Below are 22,334 nucleotides of genomic sequence, written 5' to 3'. Positions count from 1 at the left end.
GCAGCCCGGCCAGTTGTTGGGCCTTCGCAAATGCCATCGCGGGCAAGCCATGCTCCTACAGGGGATTTGCGTCGTTCACAAATCCCCTGTGGGAGCGTGGCTTGCCCGCGATGGCCGCGACACGATTTAGAGCGAACTCAAACCATCTCGTCCCGAATCCACTCAATCACCGACACCCGCTTCGGCGCCCAGCCCAGCAACTCACGCGCCTTTTTCCCGCGCACTCGACTGTTCGAACCCAAGCCATAGTTGGCCATTTCATACCCCCACTCGGCCTCGGCGTCTTTCAGCGGCCAGTCTTGCGGCGCGCCCAGCTCCAGCGCGTGGGCAATCGCGGTGGTCATGTCGATGAACGACGCCTCACCGCTTTCAACGAAGTAGAACGTGCCCGGCACATTTTTGGTCAGTGCCAGCAGGTACAGGGACACCACGTCTTCGATGTGCACGTTGGACCAGATGTTCTGACCCGGGCCGACATGCCGGACCACGCCACTTTTACGCGCCTGCTTGAGCAAGCGCGGCAATTGCACGCTGTCACGATTGACGCCCAGGCTATGGCCATAAATCAGCGTGTTGCAGATCACCGCCGAGTTCACGCCATCGTTCGCGGCGGCGAGGATCAGGTTGTCGATGGCCACGCGGGCGGCCTTGTCGACGGTCGGTTCCGGCAGTTTGTCTTCGACGTAGATGACGTCGCTGGCGTGACCGCCCGAGGCATCGCCGACGATGCTCGAACCGCTGGTGTGCAGGAATACTTTGTTGGAACCGCGCAAGGCGTCGAGCAACGCTTGCACCGCGCCGCGATGGTCGCTGCTGGCGGCGTTGATCACGGCGTCGGCCGCACGGGCCTGTTCGGCGAGCAGTGCGCTGTCGTCCAGCGTGCCGATTACCGGGGTGATGCCCAGCGCGCTCAACTCATTGGCTTGGGCTTCGCTACGCACCAGGCCGGTGACCTTGTGGCCCGCGCGGATCAGACCGGTGGCGATGGAGCCGCCGATGAAACCTGCAGCGCCGGTGACGAATACGTTCATGGAGAAACTCCCTGCGTGAATAAGTGATGCGACGAGTATCGAGGAGTGATCTCTGACGAAAAATCCCCTCTGACCCAATTCACTCTTGCGCAGGAATCACGAATCAGCCTTTGAAATCCGAGTTCGCATACAACGCCAACTTGCCCTGAATAAAGTCGAGGAAGCACTGAATGCGCAGGGCCAGTTGCGAGTTGCGGTAGTACACCGCGTTGATTGGCTGGCGATAGCCGCTGTTGAAGTCCGCCAGCAGCACCTGCAAACGGCCGGCGCGAATATCTTCGATGGTCATGTAGTGCGACAGGCAGGCAATGCCCTGGCCTTCCAGCGCCAGGTGGCGGATCGTCTCGCCGCTGGAGGCACTGATCGACGCCTCAATTGGCCAGCGATCTCCATGCACGTAACGCAACGGCCATTGGTTGAGACCTTCGTTCTGGGTAAAACCCAACAACGCATGCTTACTCAAGTCCGCCACTGCCTGCGGCGCGCCGTGTTGCTCGAGGTAGGCCGGGCTGGCGACGATGTGCAGTGGACTGCACCCCAGCGAGCGAGCGTGCAAGGTCGAGTCGGCCAACGTGCCGATGCGGATCGCGATGTCGGTGCTTTGCTCGAGCAGGTCGATGATCAGGTCGTTGCTGTTGAGTTCGAGCTGGATGTCCGGGTAGAGACGGCGGAATTCGTCGATGTACGGCACGATGGCGTGCAGCATGAACGGTGACGCCGCGTTAATCCTCAGCCGCCCGGACGGGGTTTGCTGGCGTGAGTTGAGGCGTTCTTCGAGCTCGTCCATCTGATCGAGAATCCGCTTGGCGTGCTCGAAGAAGTACTTGCCCTCTTCGGTCAGGTCCATGCGTCGTGTGGTGCGGTTGATCAGCGTGGTATCGAGTTTGGCCTCCAGCCGCGACAGCGTGCGACTGACCGCCGAAGGCGTTTGCCCGACCTGTTCGGCGGCAGCGGAAATCGACCCGCATTCAATCACGCAGACGAAAATCTGCAATTCATCGGATCTGGCTTTCACAAAGGCCCCTCATTCAAAACTGGCTTGATAGTAGCTGGATGCGGGGCAAAAGGAACCTCAAGCCTTGAGGCCAAACACCTCGGTCAAATGCTGTTCATAGCGTGCGACATCAGCTTCGATGTTCGGGCGTTTCATCACGTCGACGCACAGGAAGGTCGGCAGGCCGGTCATGCCGAGGAACTCGTTGGCCTTGTGAAACGGGAAGTACACCGCGTCCACGCCCTTGGCTTCAAAGAAGTCGGTCGGGTCGTCAAAGGCTTGCTGCGGTGCATTCCAGGTCAACGACAGCATGTATTGCTTGCCCTGCACCAAACCGCCGCTGCCGTACTTCTGCGACGCATCGGAACGGGTGCGGCCATCACTGGCGTAGAGACTGCCATGGCCTTCGGTGAAGACTTCATCGATGTACTTTTTCACGGTCCACGGCGCGCCCATCCACCAGCCTGGCATTTGATAAATGATCACGTCGGCCCAGAGAAATTTGGCGACTTCTTCGGCGACGTCGTAGCCCTCGTCGATGAAGGTGGCTTTCACGTCCACGCCGCCACGATCCAGCACGCTCAGCGCCGTTTCATGCAGGGTGGTGTTGTAGCGGCCATCAGAGTGGGCGAATTTTTTTCCGCCATTGAGCAACAGGACTTTTTTCATGAGAAATCTCGGAAGGTCTGAAATTGGATGGCGGCAGGTTAGCGGCGAGGCTCGCGCGGAATAAGCCCCGAATGCACAAAACCCTTTTGACCAATACGCACGAATCAGTAGGCGATTGTTGCCATAGACTTGCGCCGATTCTTAACTTGAGGGAATTTCTGATGAGTGAAATGCAAGGCTTCATCCTGCACGCCAAGACCCGCCCGGAAAAATCCGATGCCTTTGAAGCGTTTTTCCGCGGCTATGTGGAAGCCAGTCGCGCCGAGCCCGGCTGCATCGAATATCACATGCTGCGCGACAAACAGGACCCGACGCTGTTTATCTTCTACGAGATCTGGCAATCCCAGGCTCACCTGGACGTGCACTCGAACCTGCCGCACATGAAGCAGTTCCTTGAGCACCGCGATGAATTCCTGGAACGGGATTTCGAGATCCGTGACATCGACATGCTCAGCCCGTCGTCCGCTACCCGCTGATCAGCAAATGGCCGCCTAGCACGCCGAGGCCGATGAAGAACACTCGCTTGAACAGCACCGCGCTGATCCGCTGACGCAACCATTGGCCGAGTAACAAGCCGAGCACCGCGGGGATCAGCGCCAGCAATGACGCGCTCAATTCGCCACCGCCCAGCGCGTCGCGCCACCACAAGCCAGCCGCCAGCGCCAAGGTCGACACGGTGAACGACAAGCCCAGCGCCTGCACGAGTTCGTCCTTGCTCAAACCGAGCGCTTGCAGATAAGGCACCGCCGGAATCACGAAGACGCCGGTGGCCGAGGTGATGATGCCCGTCAGCACGCCGCACAGCGGACCGACCCAACGCTCAGCGTGACCGCCGACACGCAAGGCCGGCAGGAACAACCCGCTCAATGCGTAGAACAACAACGCCGCACCCAACGCCCGCACGACCCAATGCCCTCCCGCCATGCCAATCCACAATGTGCCGGCGCCCGTGCCGAGGAAGATCGCCAGCAGCATCGGCCATAACCGCTTGATCAAGCCGCGCAGGTGCCCACCGAATGCCAGTTGCCAGACATTGGTGAGCGTTGCGGGGATGATCAATAGCGCGGCTGCCTGCGACGGGGCCATAGCCAGACCGAGCAGGCCCATGGCGATGGTTGGCAAGCCCAGACCGATGATGCCTTTGATCATGCCGGCCAGGAGGAAGGTGGCGATGACCAGTAAAGACAAGGCCAATCCGAGGTTTTGATAGAACGCGGCGAGTGTATTCATGGGGCTATCCTGAGCCTGGATTTGCCGCGTGAAAATCTGCCATATACTGAGGATGCCTCTTGTTTAGCAAAAGGCTGAAAGTTTCGTCGTGTTGCAAAGCGCTATCGCGAGCAGGCTCATTCCTACAGGTGACCGCGTTGTTCGCACCGACGCGGTCCACTGTGGGAGCGAGTTTGCTCGAGATGGCGGCTTTCCAGACAACACACATCCAGAGATTGCCAATGCACTACGACCTGACCGACCTGCGCCTCTACCTGAACATCCTCGACAGCGGCAACATCACCGCCGGCGCCGCGCGCAGTCATTTGTCCCTGGCGGCGGCGAGCGCGAGAATCCGCGCCATGGAGGCTTCGCTCGGCATCGAATTTCTGGAACGCGGGCGTCGCGGCGTCACGCCGACTCCGGCCGGCAAAGCCTTGGCAAAACACGCCCGATCCCTGCTGCAACAAGCCGAGCGCATGCAACAGGACCTGGCCGAATACGCAAAAGGCGTCAAAGGTCAGGTGCGCCTACTGTGCAACACCACGGCAATCACCGAGTACCTGCCGGAGTTGCTCGCCGACTTCCTGCGTGAGCATCCGAATCTCGACATCGACCTTCAGGAATTGCCCAGCGCACGCATCACCCACGCCTTGCGCCAAGGTGCGGCAGACCTGGGCATCGTGTCTGACGCTGTAGACACCGATGACCTGCAGACCCGCGCCTTTCGTGACGATCCCCTGGTATTGATCCTGCCCCGCGATCATCCGCTGGCCGACACCGAATCCCTGAGTTTCAGCGACACCTTGCACCACGATTATGTCGGCCTGAACGCCAGCAGCGCCCTGGCCGTGTACCTCGAAGAACAGGCGCTGCACATCGGTTCACGCCTGAAAATCCGCATCCGCGCCGACGGTTTTGATGGCGTCATGCGCATGGTCGCCCGGGGCGCGGGGTTGGCGATCGTGCCGCAGGCGGCTGTCCAGCGCTGGACCGGCGAACCATCGTTCCAGAGCATCGCGCTGCAAGAACCCTGGGCCCAACGCAAACTCCTGCTCTGTGCCCGGGACTTTGCCGCGCTGCCCGGTTATGCCAGAGCCCTGCTGCAAGCCTTGACTCTCCCCTGAGGGGCAGACTTTACCCTTGAGGTTTGATCTTCAAGGACAGAGTCGATGGGCAAGCGAATTCTGGTGATTCTCGGTCATCCTTCCAGCAACAGCTTCTGCGCAGCACTCGCCGAGCGCTATGCACAGTCGGCGTTGCGCGCCGGGCATCAAGTCCGCCAATTGTTTCTCGGCAGGATGGACTTCGATCCGGTGCTGCGTGAAGGCTATCAACAGGTTCAACCTCTGGAAGCCGACTTGCGTCAGGCACAGGCCGACATCCTGTGGGCCGAGCATCTGACGCTGGTGTATCCGATCTGGTGGGGCGGGATTCCAGCCTTGCTCAAGGGCTTTTTTGATCGCGTGTTCCTGCCCGGTTTCGCTTTTAAATACCGTGAGGGCAAAGCCTTTCCCGATAAATTGTTGCGCGGTCGCAGCGCGCATTTATTGGTGACCATGGACACGCCACCCTGGTATTACCGCTGGGTGTATCACATGCCCGGACTGCATCAGGTCCGCGAAACCACTCTCGCCTTCTGCGGCATCAAACCCAGGCGCACACTCACGTTCGGCCCGATTCTCGGCGCCAGCGATGATCAGCGTGAAGCCTGGTTGCTGCAAGCCCAGGCTATCGCCAGCCGCTGAGTCTGCCGATAATGCGCGGGGCTGTACCACGGTAAAAAGGACTTTTCATGTACATCGGCCAAGCCGCGCAACGCTCCGGCACCACGATCAAAAGCATCCGTCATTACGAGTCGATCGGCCTGCTGCCTGCGGCCCAGCGCTTGGGGAAATACCGCGTCTATGACCAGCAAAGTGTCGACCTGCTGATTTTCATCAAGTGCGCCCAGCAACTGGGTTTCAGGCTCAAGGAGTTGCAGGCGATCTTCGCCGGCCATCAGGGTCAGGCAATGCCGTGGGCACTGGCGCATCAGGCCATCGATGCCAAGAAGCGCGAGATCAGCGAGCGAATGACCGTACTGTCGCGCCAGCACGCCCAATTGATTGAGTTCGAAGCCAGCCTGGAACAATCCCGGGCCGATTGCCCTTTGGAAAGTCTTTGAGGCGTTGCGCGTTTCTGGACACCTGGATGTCGAGTTCAGACAACTGACCGGTACATCGGCGCTATAGGGTGCCACTTCAGTTCTTGAAGCCACTGCCCGGAGTCATCATGACCGCACCGATTACCGTCCTTCGCGATACTCATCCACTGCCGGTGCTTGACGCCTGCAAATGGGAAAAACTCGAAGGTGACCCGCACACCGTCAACCTCAACGCCTACACCAGCGAAGACGGCAGCAAGATCATGGGCACCTGGATCTGCACGCCGGGCAAGTGGTACGTCGAATACGTGAAGTGGGAATACTGCGATTTCCGTGAGGGGTATTGCATCATCACCCCGGAAGGCAAAGAGCCAATCCATCTGCGCGCCGGTGATATTTTCGTCATTGAGCCAGGAATGAAAGGCACGTGGGAAGTGGTTGAAACCGTGCGCAAGTATTTCGTGTTTGCCTGATGCAAAAAAACCGGGGGATCACCCGACGTGATCTCCCGGTAAATATCTTTATGTAAATGCAATCACTGTGGGAGCGAGCTTGCTCGCTCCCACAGGTTTTCGACTTCAAGCCCCTCTGATCGCAGCCGCTCTTTTACTGCGGTTTGCGATAGCTGTTGATGATCGCCGAGAAGTCTTTCCCACCTTCCCCGCGTTGGCTCATCGCCTGATACAACTGCTGGGCCACTGCGCCGAGCACCACCGGTTGATGCGCCTGACGGGCCGCTTCCGTGGCCAGCCCCAAATCCTTGAGCATCAGTTCTGCACCAAAGCCGCCGGTGTAACCGCGCGAGGCCGGCGCTGTTTCGACGATGCCTGGCCACGGGTTGTACATCTCCGAACTCCAGCAACGTCCGGTGGAACTGTTGATGATCCCGGCGAGCACGGTCGTGTCGATCCCCAGGGCATCGCCCAGCGCCATGGCTTCGCTGACGCCGACCATGGAGATCGCCAGCAGCAGGTTGTTGCAGATCTTGGCGATTTGCCCAGTGCCGACTTCGCCGCAATGGACGATGTTGCGGCCCATCTGCGCCAGTACCGGTTGCAGGGTAGCGAACAGTTCCGGAGTGGCGCCGACCATGAAGGTCAGCGTCCCGGCCGCGGCGCCACCGGTGCCGCCGGACACCGGTGCATCGGCCATGGCCACGCCTTGCTTGGCAGCGGCGGCGGCCACATCGCGTGCGGTCTGTGGATCAATGGTGCTGCAATCCACGGCCGGTACACCTTGGCCGATCCCGGCGAGAACGCCGTCCTCGCCCAGCCAGACGCTGCGCACATGCACAGCGGCCGGGAGCATGGTGATCACCAGTTCTGCACCTTGCGCCGCCTCACGGGCGGAAGGGCTGATGCTACCGCCCAGTTGCTCCAGCTCCGCCAGCACGGTTTTGTTCAGGTCGACCAGGCGCAGCGCGTGGCCGGCCTTGATCAGGTTGCGCGCCATCGGGGCGCCCATGTTGCCGAGACCGATAAAAGCGATTTTCATGTCCGGCTCCTTAACGCAAGTTGATGGTGGTGTTCACACCGTCGTTGACGCTGTCGTCATCGAACCAGCGACTGGTGACGGTCTTGGTCTGAGTGTAGAACTGCACCACTTGCTTGCCATACGGGCCGAGGTCGCCCAGCTTGGAACCGCGCGAACCGGTGAAGCTGAAGAACGGCACCGGTACCGGAATCGGGATGTTGATACCGACCTGGCCGACGTCGATTTCGTTCTGGAATTTACGTGCTGCCGCACCGCTCTGAGTGAACAGGCCTGTGCCGTTACCGAACGGGTTGGCATTGACCAGGGCAATGGCCTCGTCGAGCGTATTCACTTCCAGTACCACCAGCACCGGGCCGAAGATTTCCTGGGTGTAGATCTGCATGTCGGTGGTCACGCCGGAGAACAGGGTCGGGCCGACAAAGTTGCCCTTCTCGTAACCTGGAACCGTGATCTCGCGGCCGTCCAGTTCCAGTTTGGCGCCTTCCTTGATGCCGCTTTCGATCAGATCGAGAATGCGCTGTTTGGCTTTTTTCGAGATCACCGGGCCGACGTCAGTGCCTGGCTCGCTGCCGGCATTCACCGTCAGTTTCTGCGCCAGCGCTTTCAGGTCCGGCAACCACTGTTTGGCCGCGCCCACCAACACCACCACGGAGGTGGCCATGCAGCGTTGACCCGCCGCACCAAAACCGGCGCCGACCAGGGCATTCAGCGCTTGCTCGCGATTGGCATCCGGCAGCACCACGGCGTGGTTCTTCGCGCCCATCATCGATTGCACGCGCTTGCCGTGCTTGCCAGCCAGGTCGTAGACGTGCGTACCGACGGCGGTCGAACCGACGAAGGAAACCGCCTTGATGTCTTTGTGCGTACACAGCGCATCCACCACATCCTTGCCGCCATGCACGACGTTAAGCACGCCCGCCGGAACGCCAGCTTCGATGGCCAGTTCCACCAGGAGCATGGTCGACATCGGGTCCTGTTCGGACGGTTTGAGCACGAAGGTGTTCCCGCAGGCGATGGCCATCGGGAACATCCACAGTGGAATCATCGCCGGGAAGTTGAACGGGGTGATGCCGGCGCACACGCCGATTGGCTGACGCAGGGTGTAGGTGTCGACACCGCTCGCGACGTTCTCGGCGAATTCACCCATTTGCAGGCTGCCAATGGAGCACGCGTGCTCGACCACTTCCAGTCCACGGAAAATGTCGCCTTCAGCGTCGGCGATGGTTTTACCTTGCTCGGCGCTGAGGACCACGGCGATGCGTTTGGAGTGTTCACGAATCAGCGCCTGGAGCTTGAGCATGATGCGCATCCGCGCGCCGATCGGCGTCAGCTTCCAGGTCTGGAAGGCGCGATGGGCAGCACTGATCGCGGCGTCGACTTCTTCGGAGGTCGCAAACGGCACCTTGGCCAGCACTTGCTGGGTCGCCGGGTTGACGATGTCGTGCCATTCGGTGGACTTGGACTCGACCCATTGGCCGTCGATCAACAGCTTTACCGTTTGGACAGTGGTTTGGTCGGGCGTGAGCGATGCGTTCATGTGGGTCTCCGGATGTTTGCTTTTTATAGTTAGAGCTATCTTGGGAGCCAAGGCGAGACAGTCGCCTTGCGATGAGGCGTGTGCCGCGAATTGGTTGTGACGCTGTTTTTGGAGTATAGATGTGCAAACTTCTAATAAGAACGCACATAAAAGCCGGTCCATCATGCAAAAAAACATCACGTCGTTAGGCTCGCTGAACTGGGATGACCTCAAGTTTTTCCTCGAAGTCGCCCGCACCCGCAAGGCCAGCACCGCGGCCAAGCGCCTGGCGGTGGACTACACCACCGTGTCGCGGCGCATCAGTTCGCTGGAAGCGGCATTGGGGACTTTGTTGTTCGAGAAATCCCGGACCAGCGGCTTTGTCCTGACCGCTGAGGGTCAGCGATTGCTCGGTTATGCCGAGTCGATTGAAAGCACATTGCACATGGCCTGCGAGCAGGTGTCGGGGTCCGGGGTGGCATTGTCCGGCCACGTGCGCATGGGCTGCACCGAAGGCTTCGGCAGCTTTTTCATCACACCGCAACTGAGCCACTTCGTCGACGCCTACCCGGCCATCTCCGTCGACATCCTGCCGCTGCCGCACTTCATCAGCCTGTCCAAGCGCGAAGCCGACATCGTCATCGCCCTTGAGCGCCCGGAACACGGGCCGTACGTGTGCTGCAAACTCTGCGATTACCGCTTGCAGCTGTACGCGACCCAGGACTATCTGGACAAACACCCACCGATCCGCCGCCCGGCTGACCTGAGCAAGCATTCATTCATCAGTTATGTCGACGATTTGGCGTTCAGCTCAGAGCTGTTGTACCTGGCGAACGTATTGCCCGGCGCCAGTGCCAATTTGCGCAGTACCAGCGTGATCGCCCAGTTCGTGGCGGCGCAGCAAGGGCGGTCGCTGGCGATTCTACCGTGCTTCCTGGCGGCTCAGGATCCACGGTTGCTGCCGGTGTTGCCGCAAGAGATCAACATTACGCGGCAGTTCTGGATGTATTGCCGTGAGGACTTGAGGAAGCTCAAGCGGATTACCCTGTTGTGGGATTACATCCGCTCGGTCACAGAGCAGAATCAGGCTCTGTTGATGGGTGAAACGCGCGAGATGCTGTTCGCCGATTAATCGGCGCTCACGACGATCGACACCCGGCGGTTCTCGGTACGACCCGTTGCCGTGGTGTTGGACGCCACCGGCTCGCTGCTGCCTAAACCGCGCAACTGGATGTTCTGTTCTTGCATGCCGACGGTGGTCAGCACTTTGCTGACACTTTTCGCACGGCGCAGGGACAGTTGTTGGTTGTAAGCCTCTTTGCCGGAGGCATCGGTGTGGCCATCGACCCGCACACGCTCGATGCCTACACCGAGCAATGATTGGCCGATGCGTTCGACGATTTCGGTACTGGCCGGATTCAGGCTGTCGTCGTCACTGCCAAACAGGACTTTGCCGGACAGGCCAAAGGCCCAGCCTTCATCGGTCAGTTCGAAACCTTGCTGTTTAAGCACGGTGATCTGCGCCGGGGTCAGGCCCTTTTGCGGTGCTGTCTGGCACCCGGTCAATGCCAGCAAGGCCATGAACAGGGTGATCGCGAAAAATCGCAGGGAACGCGGGGTCATAGAAAACAAAACAATCAGCTCCTGGTTTGAGCATGGGTGACAGGATGTTCCGATCCTGCCGTGCGCTGCGCGCCACGAGAGACGCGCTTGGCTTGGTACATGGCAGCGTCGGCGGCGTGGAGCAAAGTGCCTGGTGTGACGCCATGATCGGGGTACACCGCGATGCCGATACTGAGAGAGGTCAACACAGGGTTACCGCCCGGCAACGGGATCGGCGCTTCCATGCTGGCGAGGATCTTGTCGGCAATCCGCTCGGCGTCTTCGGTTTTGTGCAGCGGTGACAGCAGCACGGCAAACTCGTCACCGCCCAGACGCGCCACCAGGTCCTCTTCGCGAAGTTGTGCCCGAACGCGGGTCGCGACCGCCACGAGCACCGCATCACCGGCCGCGTGACCGAAGTTGTCGTTGATTTCCTTGAAGCGGTCGCTGTCGAGAAACAGCACAGCCACGCGTTCGTTGAGCTTGTTGGCGTTGCGCAATGCGCGAATCAACCGGCCTTCGAAAAAGGCCCGGTTCGGCAAACCGGTGAGGCTGTCATGGCTGGCCTGGTGCGCCAGGGTTTCGTTCTCGTTTTGCAGGTGGGTCTGCCAGGATTCGAGTTCATCGAGCAAGGCATTGAAGTCGTTGCCCAGATTGTCCAGTTCAGCGATGTCGGCGGGCGGCACGCGACGGTCGAATGCACGCTCGCTGCGAGCGGCGTGAGCCACAGCGGCGAGGCTTCGCAGCGGGCCGGTGATCCCGCGAAGTTGGCGCCGCGCCAGATACAGTGCGACCCAGGCACTGATTGCCGTACACAGGATAATGCCGACCAGACCACTGAGCAGAAAGCGCATCAGACTGCCGCCGTGTCCGGTGAGGTGGATGCTGCCGATCTCCCGGCCCTGATGAACTATCGGCAGGTCGATGGGTTTTTCCAGAAAGGTCTTGGCGATCTGCAATTCGAGATCGGAGAACAATCCGCTTTCCGAACGCTGCCAGCGCGCCAGTAACTGCCCTTTGGCGTCCAGCACCTGAGCGTCGGCGACTTCCTCGGTGGACGCGATCATCGCCAGCGCTTCGGTGGCGGCGGCTTTGTCGTTGAACACCACCGCTGCTTCAACGGTGTAATTGATCGAGCGAGCAATCAGGTGCAGGTTGTGGTCGGCGTAGACCCGCAACGCGAGAACGCCCAGCAGGGTCAGCGACACACTGGCCATGGCCACGGCAACCAGCGCGACGATCAGATGCCCACGACCGATGACTGAGCGCAAGGTCGGGCGAGTACCGGGCTTGAACAGGCTCATGTGGCCGCCGGCTTGCGGCGGGACAACTGCAACACACTGGGGTGAATTCGCACGCCACTGCGGGCGACGGAATCGAGGTTGACCTCGAAGGACACCTGCTCATCGCCGACCCGCAGGCAGAACAGGCTGCCGACGGTGCATTGATCGTCGCTTTCACTGATGCTCAGCACCGGGCGTCCCGTCAACGAGGCGAACAGCCGACTGCGTTCATCACCGGTCAGTTTGCCGATGTACACCGCATCGCACTCACCGACAATCGACGGGTTGTCGGCCAGCAGGCGCCGCACGGTGACAGGCCGGCCAGTGGCCTGAGTGCTGCCTTTGAGCAGATCGTCGGTGTATTCAGTGGGGCCGACCACGCACAAACGCAGTTGCGCAGGCTCAACGGGCCAGCGGGCATAACTGAGAATGCCGAGCACCACTTGAGTGACCGATTGGGCACGCTGGTCAGCCATGCTCGACGGCGTTTGCGACTGCGCAAAAACGCTGCCGGACAGCCAGCAGAGCAGGCCAGCGAGCAACACTTGCTTGCCGCCAATGACGCGTCCTGTCGTCCAGGCAGCCACCTTCATGCAGTGATTCTCTTCGATCGTAGCGAAATAATATCGCACGATAGCATAGCGATGAAACACCCGCGAGGCCGCGTACTGCGGCGCTTTGAACGGTTTTTTGGCGCCGGAAACTCGCGCCTCAATCGCTCGGTGTAACCCCTTCTTCCAGCTCCAACATCAACCCGCTCAAGCGCTTGACCTTGCGCCGAACAGCCTCTTCAAATACACCGGTGCGAGGTTCGATCAAGGTGAACCAATGCTTGGCCCGGGTGATCCCGGTGTAGATCAGTTCCTTGGTGAGCACAGGGTTCAGGGCGTCCGGCAGAATCAGTGCCGTATGGGCAAATTCCGAGCCTTGGGATTTGTGCACGGTCATGGCGTAGACAGTTTCGACATCATTGAGCCGGCTCGGCAGCACAAACCGCACGCCGCCCTGACCATCATTACGCGGAAACGCCACGCGCAGCACCTGCTTGCCTGCTTCGGGCCCATCACGCTCCGGCAGCTTGAGCGCAATGCCGATGTCACCGTTCATCAACCCCAGGCCATAGTCGTTGCGGGTCATCAACACCGGCCGCCCTTCGTACCACTGCTGATCGCTGTCGATCAATCGGGCCTTGAGCAACGCGGCGGTCACTCGCTGGTTCAACCCTTCCACGCCCCAGGGGCCCTTGCGCACGGCGCACAACAACTGGAAAGCGTCGAAGGCTTGCAACACCTGACGCGCCCATTCGGTCCAGCGAGGATCGTCGAGCGGGCTGTCGAGCGCTGGCCGCTGATTGCGCAGAAGACTTAAATAGTGACGATAGCCTTGCGGTCCTTCGCCATGGCCTTCAAGCAACAGACGCTCCAAGGCCCGGTCCTGTTCCCCCTTGAGCGGCAGGGAAAACACGTCGTCGTGACTTCGTGCGGCCAACAGTTGGCGGGCGTGTTCGGGTTGTTGCTGATTGACCCAACGCGCCAGTTGACCAATGCCGCTGCCCTCGCCGAACCGCCGCGAGTGGCGCAGCATCACCACTTGTTGGGCCAGCGGACGAGTGCCTTGGGTGTCGGCCTGCAAACCACTGTTCTCCAGGTTTTCACCACTGACCGCTTCCAGCCACTGGCGAGTCTGCGGGTTGTACCAACCCGCCTCGGCATCCCGGCACAGGTCGCCCAATACAGCGCCGGCCTCTACCGAGGCCAGTTGATCCTTGTCCCCCAACAACACCAATCGAGCGTGGGCCGGCATTGCATCCAGCAGATTGGCCATCATTTCCAGGTCGATCATCGACGCTTCGTCGACCACCAACACATCCAGCGGCAAGCGGTTACCAGCGTGATGACGGAAATGTCGCGTACCGGGTCGACTGCCCAGCAAGCGGTGAACGGTGGTGACGTCCGACGGGATCTGGCCGCGAACTGATTCGGCGACTTGCAGGGTCCGGACTTGTTGGCTGATCGACTCCGTGAGCCGGGCCGCCGCTTTGCCGGTGGGTGCGGCCAGTCGGATACGCAGCGGTTTGCCAGCTTCCACTGCGGGCGCCTGGAGCAATGCCAGCAAGCGCACGACGGTGGTGGTTTTGCCGGTGCCCGGGCCGCCGGTGACGATGCTGAAGGCACTGCGGGTCGCCAAGGCACAGGCGAGTTTTTGCCAGTCGATCACCTCACCGGTTTTGGCGGAACCGAACAAACCGGTCAGGCGTTGGGATAAATCATCCGGCGTCGATTCGTGTTCTGCCAAGCGCAGGCGCAGGGCATCGTCGATGCGTCGCTCGTACGCCCAGTAGCGGCGCAGGTACAGGCGCTTTCCGGATAAAACCAAGGGCCGCGATTGCGACGCTTCACGCCCGTCTGCGGCTAGCGCCACCAGACTGCTCGAGGCCAGCACCTTGCACCAATGGGCACCGTCCAGTGCTTCAAGCAATTGCGACGGCAATAACATCGCGCCGCTGTGCACATCACCTTCAGGGGGCAGCGACAGGGCGAAATCCGGTTCTTTCAGGGTCTCGAACAGGTCCAGACACACATGGCCGTGGCCCAGCTGGTGACTGGTCAACGCGGCCGCGAGCAGCACCAACGGATCATCACCGGGCGCGAGTTCGTGGAGGAAGGCGACGAAGGCCTTGTCCAGCGCGCGCAACCAGCCCCGTTCAACCCAGCGCGTCAGTAACAGCAGCAGGTCATCGGCACGGCTCAATGGCTCGAGATCCGCCAGGCTTTCCGCTGCCAAAGGTGTGGGCAACAAATCGGCGAAGGTGCGGCTCATAGCAGTACTCCCTGTTCCCATGCGGGTTCGGCCTTGGGTTCTGGCTTGCCCTGAAACATTCGGTCCAGTCGCTCGATGAGTGCTTTGGGTGGACGAGCGAAATACACACCTTGGGAGGCGGCACGCGTACCCCGCAAGAACAGGTACAGCGCCCCACCGACATGCCGGTCGTAATCGTAGTCGACCAGCCGCGCCTTGAGCTGTCGGTGCAAGGCCAACAGGTACAGCACGTATTGCAGGTCGTAGCGGTTATCGAGAATCGACTGTTCCATGGCCTGTTCGGTGTACGCCGCGTCGTCAACGCCTAGCCAGTTGGATTTGTAATCGGCGACGTAATAACGCCCCTCATGCTCGAAGGTGAGGTCGATAAAACCCTTGAACATGCCATTGAGCAAGACCGGTTCGGCCGCCACTCGGGCAACGCCGTTGTGGGTGTGCTGACGCACCAGCTCATCCAGTTTCAACACGTCGACTTTATGGCTGGCGAACCAGAACTCCATCTCGACCCGGTACTGAGTCAGTTGCTCGAAAATCACCGGAGCCTGCCCACCGCCAATGTGCAGCGGGGATTTGAGCAAATGTTGCAGCCAATCGCTCAGCGTGGTGATCCAGCCTTCCCAACCACGGCGGTTGCAGCGCCGGGCGATCGCGTCTTCGATCGCTTGTGGAGTGGCGACAAAACCTTCGTCGCCGGCCCACTCCAGCAAACCATGAAGAAAGGTGCCGGGATTGGGACCTCGGGGGAATCGATGGATATCACCGCCACCGGCCGCCACTTCTCGTGGTGCTTGCGGGTCGAGGCGTTCGTCGTCGAAGAGCTTTTGCGCTTGCGGGCTCTCCGGGGCTTCGTCACTGCCCACGCTCATACTGTCGCCAATGCGCAAGGCGCTGTACGAAGCGATCCACCAGTTTTCACTGGCCTTGCGTTTCGGGATGCGCAGCGCAAGCAAACTCGCCTGGTTTTGCGGCGGATGGTAAAGCTCGGCGGTGGCTGGCGGCATTTCAGCGTAAGTCAGCGCCGGGCAGTCCTGCTGCAAGTCCTCCAGCCAGCGCTTCAGGCCTGCCGACTCGGCCAATGGCAAACCACCGCCCAACAGGTAACCCAACGCCGACAAGTGCAGCACCGAACTGTTGTTATTGCCGCGCTTGAGATCCGTCACGCCGAGCCAGCACGCATGTTGCGCACGAGTCAGGGCGACATACAGCAAGCGCAGATCCTCGGCCAGACGCTCATCGTCGGCCAGGGCAATCAACTCGGCAGTCGGCTTCAAACTCACCTGAGCCTTACCGTTTTCGTCGTGGTAATGCAGCGGCAAACGACTGCCATCCACTGGTTTCGCCGAACAGATGAAGGGCAGGAACACCAAGGGATATTCAAGGCCCTTGGACTTGTGAATGGTCACGACTTTGACCAGTTGTTCATCGCTTTCCAGGCGCAGAATCTGTTCTTCGCCCGCCTGGCCTGACAACGCCAGATGCTCGGACAAGTGACGGATCAGTGCCTGCTCGCCATCGAGTTCGGCCGCTGCCTGCTGCAGCAATTCGGACAGGTGCAGCAGGTTAGTCAGAACTCGCTCGCCGTCGCTGCGTGCGATTAATGCCTGCGGGAGCTGGAAGTCATGCAGCAAACGTCGCAGCATCGGCAGCACGCCCTGCTTGCGCCAGAGCTCGCGATACCCACGGAATTGCATGACCCGTGCTTCCCAGGCAAGTTCGTCCTGATTCAATCGCTCCAGTTCACCCAGCGACAGATTAAGCGTGATGCAGGCCAACGCCGCCCGCAGTGGACGCTCGACATCGGGCTCGGCACAGGCTTTGAGCCAGGTCAGCACGTCGTGAGCTTCTTGTGCGGCGAACACCGAATCCTTGTCCGACAGATAGACGCTGCGCACACCTCGGGCCGAGAGTTCGCCGCGCACCGCTTGAGCTTCTTTACCATCGCGGACAAGGATCGCGATATCGGCTGGCAGCAGGTCTCTGAAAGCCTTTCCGTCCTCGACGAAACCCGCCTGACCTTGTTGCCCTCCATTAAGCAATGCAGTGATTTCACTGGCGCAGGCGGCGGCCAATTGTTGCCGGTACACCGCGCCGGACAGGGGTTGTTCTGCGGACAAATGCCAGATATTCAGGGACGGAACCACTTGGCCCGCTACGCGCAGAACCTCTTTGCGTCCTTGGGACTCCACGGGCAGAAACGGCACCGGGTTGTCGCCATTTTTTTCCCGAAACAGAAACGCGCCGCGCCCCGACTCACGAGACTCGGCGCGTTCGAACACATGGTTAACCGCATTGACCATGCCGTGGCTGGAGCGGAAGTTGGTGCCCAGCGTATGCAGTCGGCCGGTCGTGGCCTGACGGGCACGCAGGTAGGTGTATATGTCGGCACCTCGGAACGCGTAGATCGCCTGCTTCGGGTCGCCGATCAGGAACAGGCCGCACTCGGGATTGTTGTCTTCGATGCGATAGATGCTTTCGAAGATCCGGTATTGCACCGGGTCGGTGTCCTGGAATTCGTCGATCAACGCGACCGGGAACTGCTCTCGAATCAGGGTCGCCAGACGCTCGCCGCCTTCGGACTGCAAAGCGGCATCCAGGCGCAGCAGCATGTCGTCGAAGCCCATCTCCGCGCGGCGACGCTTTTCTTCTTCGAACCGCGCGCCCACCCAGTGGGCTGCGTGTCGCAGAACGGCCGCGTCTGGGGTTGGCAGACCGTCGAGGCTGGCCTTGAGGCCGGGCATTGCGTCCAATCCAGGATGACGGGGTACTTCGCCTTTCCAGGCTTCGGCCATGCCGTCCGGCGTCAGACGAGTGAAGCCGGTGCCGATGTCCAGTTGTTCAAGCGCTTCATCTTCGGCCCAGGCTTTGATTTTTTCGAACCAGGGCTCGAAGTAGCGTGCCTGCATTTTTCGACCGTCGACGCTCTTGCTCGCAACCCCCTGGTGACAAATCACCAGCAGCTCGTCCGCCCATTGGCGCCAAGGCATCTTGAGTTCGAGCAACGCGCTTCGTCGTTCCTGCAAACATTCGCTGATCAGTTCGGCCGGCTCTTTTCCTTCAACACTGTCGCGTTCACTGGCAAACAAACCGCGCACGCGCGGCAACAACGCCGCCGGACCGCCCCAATTGCTGCGGACCCAATTGAGTGCATCGCCTTGCATCGGGTAACAAAACAGCCGCCAGTAATCGCGCAGGACTTCGCCCAGCAAATCGCTGTGATCGGTTTCCAGGGTCTGGGTAAACAGGCTGCCGCTGTCGAAGGCGTGCTCGCGCAGCATGCGCTGACACCAACTGTGGATGGTCGAGACAGCCGCCTCATCCATCCATTGCGCGGCGATGTCCAGGCGGTTAGCGCAGCCCGACCATTGTTCGGGCAGGTACTGATCACGCAGTTCGGCAATGAGGCCATCCGGTGCCGGGGTCTCATCACGGAAGAATCGCGCGGCCTCCGCCAAGCGTGTACGGATACGTTCACGCAGCTCTTTGGTGGCGGCATCGGTGAAGGTCACAACGAGGATTTGCGGCGGCAACAGTTCACGCCCGAAACCACTCGCGTCACTGCCGTGCCCCAGGACAAGGCGCAGATAAAGTGCGGAAATAGTGAAGGTCTTGCCGGTCCCGGCGCTGGCTTCGATCAGTTGACTGCCGCGCAGGGGGAAGGCCAGCGCCAGTGGTGTTTTTGTGGTCATGAACGAGCCCCCTCGCTGGTCAGTGATCGCCACGGGGCTTCAAGCATCGGTTTGTACAAGGCGTTGCACCAGTCGGGGAACGTTTCGTCGGCGAGCAGCGCGTCGTAGTCAGCAAATTGTCGGGTGAGTGCGGGGCTTTCGCGGCGCTCTCCGTCAGTGGTCTGGCCATCGCCTTCATAGGCTTTGCGGGCAGCGGCTTCGGCCTTCAGCGGATCGGTCTGACCAAGCCAGGCGAAGGCCGTTTTGACTGCAACCGGCAGGGGTTGACGCATGCCCGCCTGCCAGGCCTCCAGAAGGTGTCCGAGCGTTTTCAGTGCGACACCCTTCTCCAGCGGCTCCAGCAGCAGGCTATCGTCGCTGGCCACCAGTGCGGTGGTCATCGGTATGCCGCTGGCGCAGGCCACCAGATGATTGACCCAGGGCCGCGTCAATCGGTGCCATTTGCGGTTTTTGATTGAGCCAATGCTGTTGGGGATGGTGGTGACCGACAGCAAGCCACCGTCTGCACGCTGGTGCAAACCACTGAGCCAACCTTCGAGGCGCAGGCCTTCCAACTCGAGGTTCACAGGCAAAGCGCTGGTCAGCGGAGTCGGCCATAGCGCCAGGAGCTGTTGATAACGCTGCAGCAGATCCGGAAGCGGTTCGATCAATTCACGCTGGAGGCATTCGCCGAATCCGGCCATGGGCAGCAGCCCACTGTTTTGCAGGCGTTTGGCCTGGTCATCCAGTGCCTGATCGGCGTGATCAATGCGTCCCATAGCCGCTGCAAGCAAACTGTCACTGAGGTTGTAGCGTTGCAGCGCATCGAGGACAAAGGGTTCTTCATCGGCCAAGGGCACTTCAGCCGCTTCGAAGAACACCTTGAGCCGCTGGCTGAAAAAATGTCGCACGGGATTGCGCAGGAAGTCCTGCAGTTGACCGAGACTTAGTGGCTCCTCTTGTACGTAAGCTTCAAGTACTTCGCCTTCTGCCACCTGATGGGTGATTTGATGAAGTACCTGCCACTCATTGGCGTAGCTGAACAGTGCGTCACCCTCATGGAAGTAACGTGCGCTGAAGGGCTGTAATGGGTGCTCTTGAGTCATGGCCTCCAGCAGGTCCTTGTCCTCATCCTGCAATCGCCAGCCACTGGCGAGATGGTCTCGCAGTTGGCCAATCAGCACGGAGGCCGGACGTTCGCTGTTATCCCGGATGCTTCGGCCCACCCAGCTGATGTAGAGCTGATCTCGTGCCGACAACAGCGCTTCCAACAGAAGATAACGGTCATCTTCACGACGGGAGCGATCGCCTGGGCGGTAGTCACTGCCCATGAGATCGAAATCCAGTGGCGGTTGCGCACGAGGGTAGTCGCCATCGTTCATGCCCAGCAGACAGACGCGTTTAAACGGGATCGCCCGCATCGGCATCAAGGTGCAGAAATTGACGGCACCGGCCAGAAAGCGCTGGGACAGGCGCCCCTGATCCAGTCCGGCCAGCCATGCTTCCCGAACCACGGTCAGCGGCAAATCGTCCTGTAAACCTACGGACTCACAGGTGTCGAGCCAGGTTTCGCGCAACTCTTCGAGCTGGGCGAGCAAGTAGTCATCGTGCTCATTGCTGGCCAGGAAGAACAGCTGCACCAATGCTTGCAAGCGCACGCCCCACTCTTTGGGCGGTGCCGGTTGAGTCAATTCCTGGTGGGCGATTTCCAACGCATCCAGCAGGGCCACCAAAGGCCCGATCAGCGCGGCCTCCAGACCACCAATTTCGTCGTAAGGCTCGATGCCTTCGCACGCAAGGGCACTGCCCACGGCATAACCCAGCAGCATCCGGCGCAGGCCGAATCGCCAACTGTTTTGCTCCAGTGCTTCAGGCAACCCCAGACCCGCACGCTGCTCGGCATTCATACCCCAGCGGATGCCCGCACCTTCGATCCACCGGTGCAGCGTTGGCAGGTCACGCTCCTCGACGCCGAAGCGGGCTCGTAATGCTGGAACGTCCAGCAGGTCGAGGATCTCGCTGACGGGGAAGCGGCTGTCGGGAAGTTTGAGCAGGTGTTCGACCGCGATCAGCAGGGGATCGCGACCACGCTGGCCCTGATCCGCGAGCGTGAAAGGAATGAAACGAGGGTCCTGACGTTCAAGCTGACCGAATACGGCGCGAATATGCGGTGCGTAACTGTCGATGTCCGGGACCATCACAATGATGTCGCGAGGCCTTAGATCGGGATCAGCGCTGAAGCGTGCCAGGAGCTGATCATGAAGGATCTCTACTTCACGCTGGGCACTGTGAGCGATGTGAAAACGGATCGACTCGTCCTGCTCAAGATCGACGGCGGGCCAGCACTCCCGTGTTTCGCTCAGTGGGCGTAATTCGAGAATGTCGTCCTGCAATTGATTGAGCATGTTCTTTGGCTGATTATCGCTGAACAGGTCGATGCGACCGTCACGAAATGCAGCGCTATAGCTGTTGGGATCGTCATAGCTGTCGAGAAGATTGATGTAGTCCCGACCCTGCTTTCCCCAGGCAGCCAGCAGCGGATGAGCATGCTGGTGGAGGGTTTGCGGGTCGAGCACAACGGGCATGCCACTCTTGCGAGACTGACGCTTGTATTGATGCCGGAGCAGGTCTTTATCGGCGACGATGTCGGCCCAATGGTAACGACACGGGTTATGCACACACAGCAAAACCTGACTGAAACGAGCCAGTCCGGCGAGTGCTTCGAGTGCTTGAGCAGGCAGCGAAGAAATCCCGAAAACGATCACCCGTGCAGGCAATCCGCTGGGGGCGACGTCGAGGCTGTTGATGCGTTCGATAAACCGCTGATGAACGCCGGCACGGCTTTGCGCCATGCCTTCCTCACCCACATCCAGCAACAGCGCTCGCCATAATTCGGCCTGCCAGCAGTTGGCCGGGGCCAGTGGCTTGGCTTCGCCTCTGCCGTTGCGCAATTGGTGACGACCTTCTGCCCAGTCTTCGAGCCAGTCGGCGCGGTAGACCTGGTATTGGTCGAACAAGTCGGCGAGTCGCTCAGCTAACTGGTAGCGCTTACGCAAATCGGTGTCATGGGTCAGGAAGCGCTGCAGTGGCTCAAAGTGCGGCTGGTTGATCAGTTGCGGGAGCAGACGCATCAAACGCCAGGTCAGGGGCGCTTTATCGAGCAACGATTTGACCGGGATTTCATCCCGTCCAAGGACCATGCGATAAAGCTGCCACATGAAGCTACCGGGTAACTGCACGTCGATGGCGGCGGCAATACCGCAGCCGCCCATGTCATCCTCTTCCGGATCTTCGGCAAGGGCCAGCTTGAGCCACTGCGCGATGCCATTGCTCTGTACCAAGGCGATTTCATTTTCCAGGGGAGCCAGCGGATAACGCCGCATTACGCTGATCACCAGGCTGCGCAGTTCATTCAGACTGTTGCTTTGAACCACCATAAAAGCAGCATTGAGGGACGTGGCGTCCGGCATAAAGGCTTCCTTGGGAAAATACAAACGCTAGGGCCGAACCTTAGCATTGTCGGGAGACTGTGACAGCCGGGAGCTGTCCGGTAATGCTGTACGAACTTTCCTGCGGGCAAAACAAAACCCCTACCTGCATACGCAGATAGGGGTTTCGGAATTTAATCTTGACGATGACCTACTCTCACATGGGGAAACCCCACACTACCATCGGCGATGCATCGTTTCACTGCTGAGTTCGGGATGGGATCAGGTGGTTCCAATGCTCTATGGTCGTCAAGAAATTCGGTAGCCAGGTCGTTTTCTCTTGCGAGATCACGCTCCAGCGAATGGGTATGCAATAGATTTGTGTGTTTCGTTTCGAATTTTCGACTTTGTATCGTCTTCACACACCGCAATCTGGCCTTTCGACGCAAATTGCTTGGGTGTTATATGGTCAAGCCT

General features: G+C 60.1%; 18 protein-coding genes and 1 rRNA gene. 6 read left to right on the top strand and 13 right to left on the bottom strand.

The window, feature by feature from the left end:
• Positions 1-137 precede the first annotated feature (137 nt).
• The 3 genes from D882_RS0117380 to D882_RS0117370 all read right to left on the bottom strand — a co-directional run bounded on the left by D882_RS0117380 (position 138) and on the right by D882_RS0117370 (position 2,694).
• Entirely contained in the window at positions 138-1,031 is an 894-nt protein-coding gene (locus tag D882_RS0117380; protein WP_027924398.1) for an NAD-dependent epimerase/dehydratase family protein, read from the bottom strand.
• A 103-nt stretch (positions 1,032-1,134) separates the two neighbouring features.
• Positions 1,135-2,046, bottom strand: a complete 912-nt coding sequence (locus tag D882_RS0117375; RefSeq protein ID WP_027924397.1) for a LysR family transcriptional regulator — start codon at positions 2,044-2,046, stop codon at positions 1,135-1,137.
• A gap of 57 nt (positions 2,047-2,103) precedes the next feature.
• Positions 2,104-2,694 carry an NAD(P)H-dependent oxidoreductase gene (locus D882_RS0117370; protein WP_027924396.1) on the bottom strand — a complete coding sequence of 197 codons (591 nt, stop codon included), beginning with the start codon at positions 2,692-2,694 and terminating at the stop codon, positions 2,104-2,106.
• Positions 2,695-2,855: 161 nt separating this feature from the next.
• Between D882_RS0117370 and D882_RS0117365 the strand changes: the two genes are divergently transcribed.
• Positions 2,856-3,170 carry a putative quinol monooxygenase gene (locus tag D882_RS0117365; RefSeq protein WP_027924395.1) on the top strand — a complete coding sequence of 105 codons (315 nt, stop codon included), beginning with the start codon at positions 2,856-2,858 and terminating at the stop codon, positions 3,168-3,170.
• Here the strand turns inward: D882_RS0117365 and D882_RS0117360 are convergent.
• The gene (locus D882_RS0117360) at positions 3,160-3,924 is read right to left on the bottom strand and encodes a sulfite exporter TauE/SafE family protein (protein ID WP_027924394.1); all 765 of its coding nucleotides are present in this window, start codon (positions 3,922-3,924) and stop codon (positions 3,160-3,162) included. The two genes, D882_RS0117365 and D882_RS0117360, sit on opposite strands and share 11 nt — an antisense overlap.
• Before the next feature lie 221 nt (positions 3,925-4,145).
• On the opposite strand from D882_RS0117360, the gene D882_RS0117355 reads away from it, so the two are divergent.
• From D882_RS0117355 to D882_RS0117340, 4 genes are all read left to right on the top strand, one after another.
• On the top strand, positions 4,146-5,030 hold the full coding sequence (locus D882_RS0117355) for a LysR substrate-binding domain-containing protein (protein WP_027924393.1): 885 nt from the start codon (positions 4,146-4,148) through the stop codon (positions 5,028-5,030).
• 45 nt (positions 5,031-5,075) lie between these two features.
• Positions 5,076-5,651 carry an NAD(P)H-dependent oxidoreductase gene (locus tag D882_RS0117350; RefSeq protein ID WP_027924392.1) on the top strand — a complete coding sequence of 192 codons (576 nt, stop codon included), beginning with the start codon at positions 5,076-5,078 and terminating at the stop codon, positions 5,649-5,651.
• A 47-nt stretch (positions 5,652-5,698) separates the two neighbouring features.
• Entirely contained in the window at positions 5,699-6,070 is a 372-nt protein-coding gene (locus tag D882_RS0117345; RefSeq protein WP_027924391.1) for a MerR family transcriptional regulator, read from the top strand.
• A gap of 107 nt (positions 6,071-6,177) precedes the next feature.
• Positions 6,178-6,522, top strand: coding sequence for a cupin domain-containing protein (locus D882_RS0117340; RefSeq protein ID WP_007946320.1), 345 nt, complete (start codon positions 6,178-6,180; stop codon positions 6,520-6,522).
• 133 nt (positions 6,523-6,655) lie between these two features.
• Here D882_RS0117340 and mmsB read toward each other — a convergent pair whose 3' ends face one another.
• On the bottom strand, positions 6,656-7,543 hold the full coding sequence (gene mmsB, locus D882_RS0117335; protein ID WP_027924390.1) for a 3-hydroxyisobutyrate dehydrogenase: 888 nt from the start codon (positions 7,541-7,543) through the stop codon (positions 6,656-6,658).
• A 10-nt stretch (positions 7,544-7,553) separates the two neighbouring features.
• On the bottom strand, positions 7,554-9,080 hold the full coding sequence (locus tag D882_RS0117330; protein WP_027924389.1) for a CoA-acylating methylmalonate-semialdehyde dehydrogenase: 1,527 nt from the start codon (positions 9,078-9,080) through the stop codon (positions 7,554-7,556).
• Positions 9,081-9,243: 163 nt separating this feature from the next.
• Here D882_RS0117330 and D882_RS0117325 point away from each other — a divergent pair, with 163 nt between their 5' ends.
• Positions 9,244-10,191 carry a LysR family transcriptional regulator gene (locus D882_RS0117325; RefSeq protein ID WP_027924388.1) on the top strand — a complete coding sequence of 316 codons (948 nt, stop codon included), beginning with the start codon at positions 9,244-9,246 and terminating at the stop codon, positions 10,189-10,191.
• On the opposite strand, the gene D882_RS0117320 is transcribed toward D882_RS0117325, so the two are convergent.
• The 7 genes from D882_RS0117320 to rrf all read right to left on the bottom strand — a co-directional run bounded on the left by D882_RS0117320 (position 10,188) and on the right by rrf (position 22,171).
• On the bottom strand, positions 10,188-10,691 hold the full coding sequence (locus D882_RS0117320; RefSeq protein WP_027924387.1) for an OmpA family protein: 504 nt from the start codon (positions 10,689-10,691) through the stop codon (positions 10,188-10,190). The two genes, D882_RS0117325 and D882_RS0117320, sit on opposite strands and share 4 nt — an antisense overlap.
• Positions 10,692-10,696: 5 nt before the next feature.
• On the bottom strand, positions 10,697-11,965 hold the full coding sequence (locus D882_RS0117315; RefSeq protein ID WP_027924386.1) for a diguanylate cyclase domain-containing protein: 1,269 nt from the start codon (positions 11,963-11,965) through the stop codon (positions 10,697-10,699).
• Positions 11,962-12,537, bottom strand: a complete 576-nt coding sequence (locus tag D882_RS0117310; protein ID WP_027924385.1) for a YfiR family protein — start codon at positions 12,535-12,537, stop codon at positions 11,962-11,964. The genes D882_RS0117315 and D882_RS0117310 overlap by 4 nt, the downstream gene beginning before the upstream one ends.
• A gap of 118 nt (positions 12,538-12,655) precedes the next feature.
• Complete coding sequence (gene recD / locus D882_RS0117305) at positions 12,656-14,764, bottom strand: exodeoxyribonuclease V subunit alpha (protein WP_027924384.1); 2,109 nt, start codon at positions 14,762-14,764, stop codon at positions 12,656-12,658.
• Positions 14,761-18,450, bottom strand: a complete 3,690-nt coding sequence (recB, locus tag D882_RS0117300) for an exodeoxyribonuclease V subunit beta (protein WP_027924383.1) — start codon at positions 18,448-18,450, stop codon at positions 14,761-14,763. Before recB ends, recD begins: the two co-directional genes overlap by 4 nt.
• Positions 18,447-21,899 carry an exodeoxyribonuclease V subunit gamma gene (recC, locus tag D882_RS0117295; protein WP_027924382.1) on the bottom strand — a complete coding sequence of 1,151 codons (3,453 nt, stop codon included), beginning with the start codon at positions 21,897-21,899 and terminating at the stop codon, positions 18,447-18,449. The genes recB and recC overlap by 4 nt, the downstream gene beginning before the upstream one ends.
• A 156-nt stretch (positions 21,900-22,055) precedes the next feature.
• Positions 22,056-22,171 (bottom strand): 5S ribosomal RNA (gene rrf, locus D882_RS0117290).
• Between the last annotated feature and the right edge of the window lie 163 nt (positions 22,172-22,334).

It is taken from the genome of Pseudomonas sp. URMO17WK12:I12 (assembly GCF_000514395.1).
Taxonomy (GTDB): Bacteria; Pseudomonadota; Gammaproteobacteria; order Pseudomonadales; family Pseudomonadaceae; genus Aquipseudomonas; species Aquipseudomonas mucoides.
The sequence above is the reverse complement of the archived record's forward strand: the minus strand, read 5'-3'. Positions and strand labels throughout refer to the sequence as shown.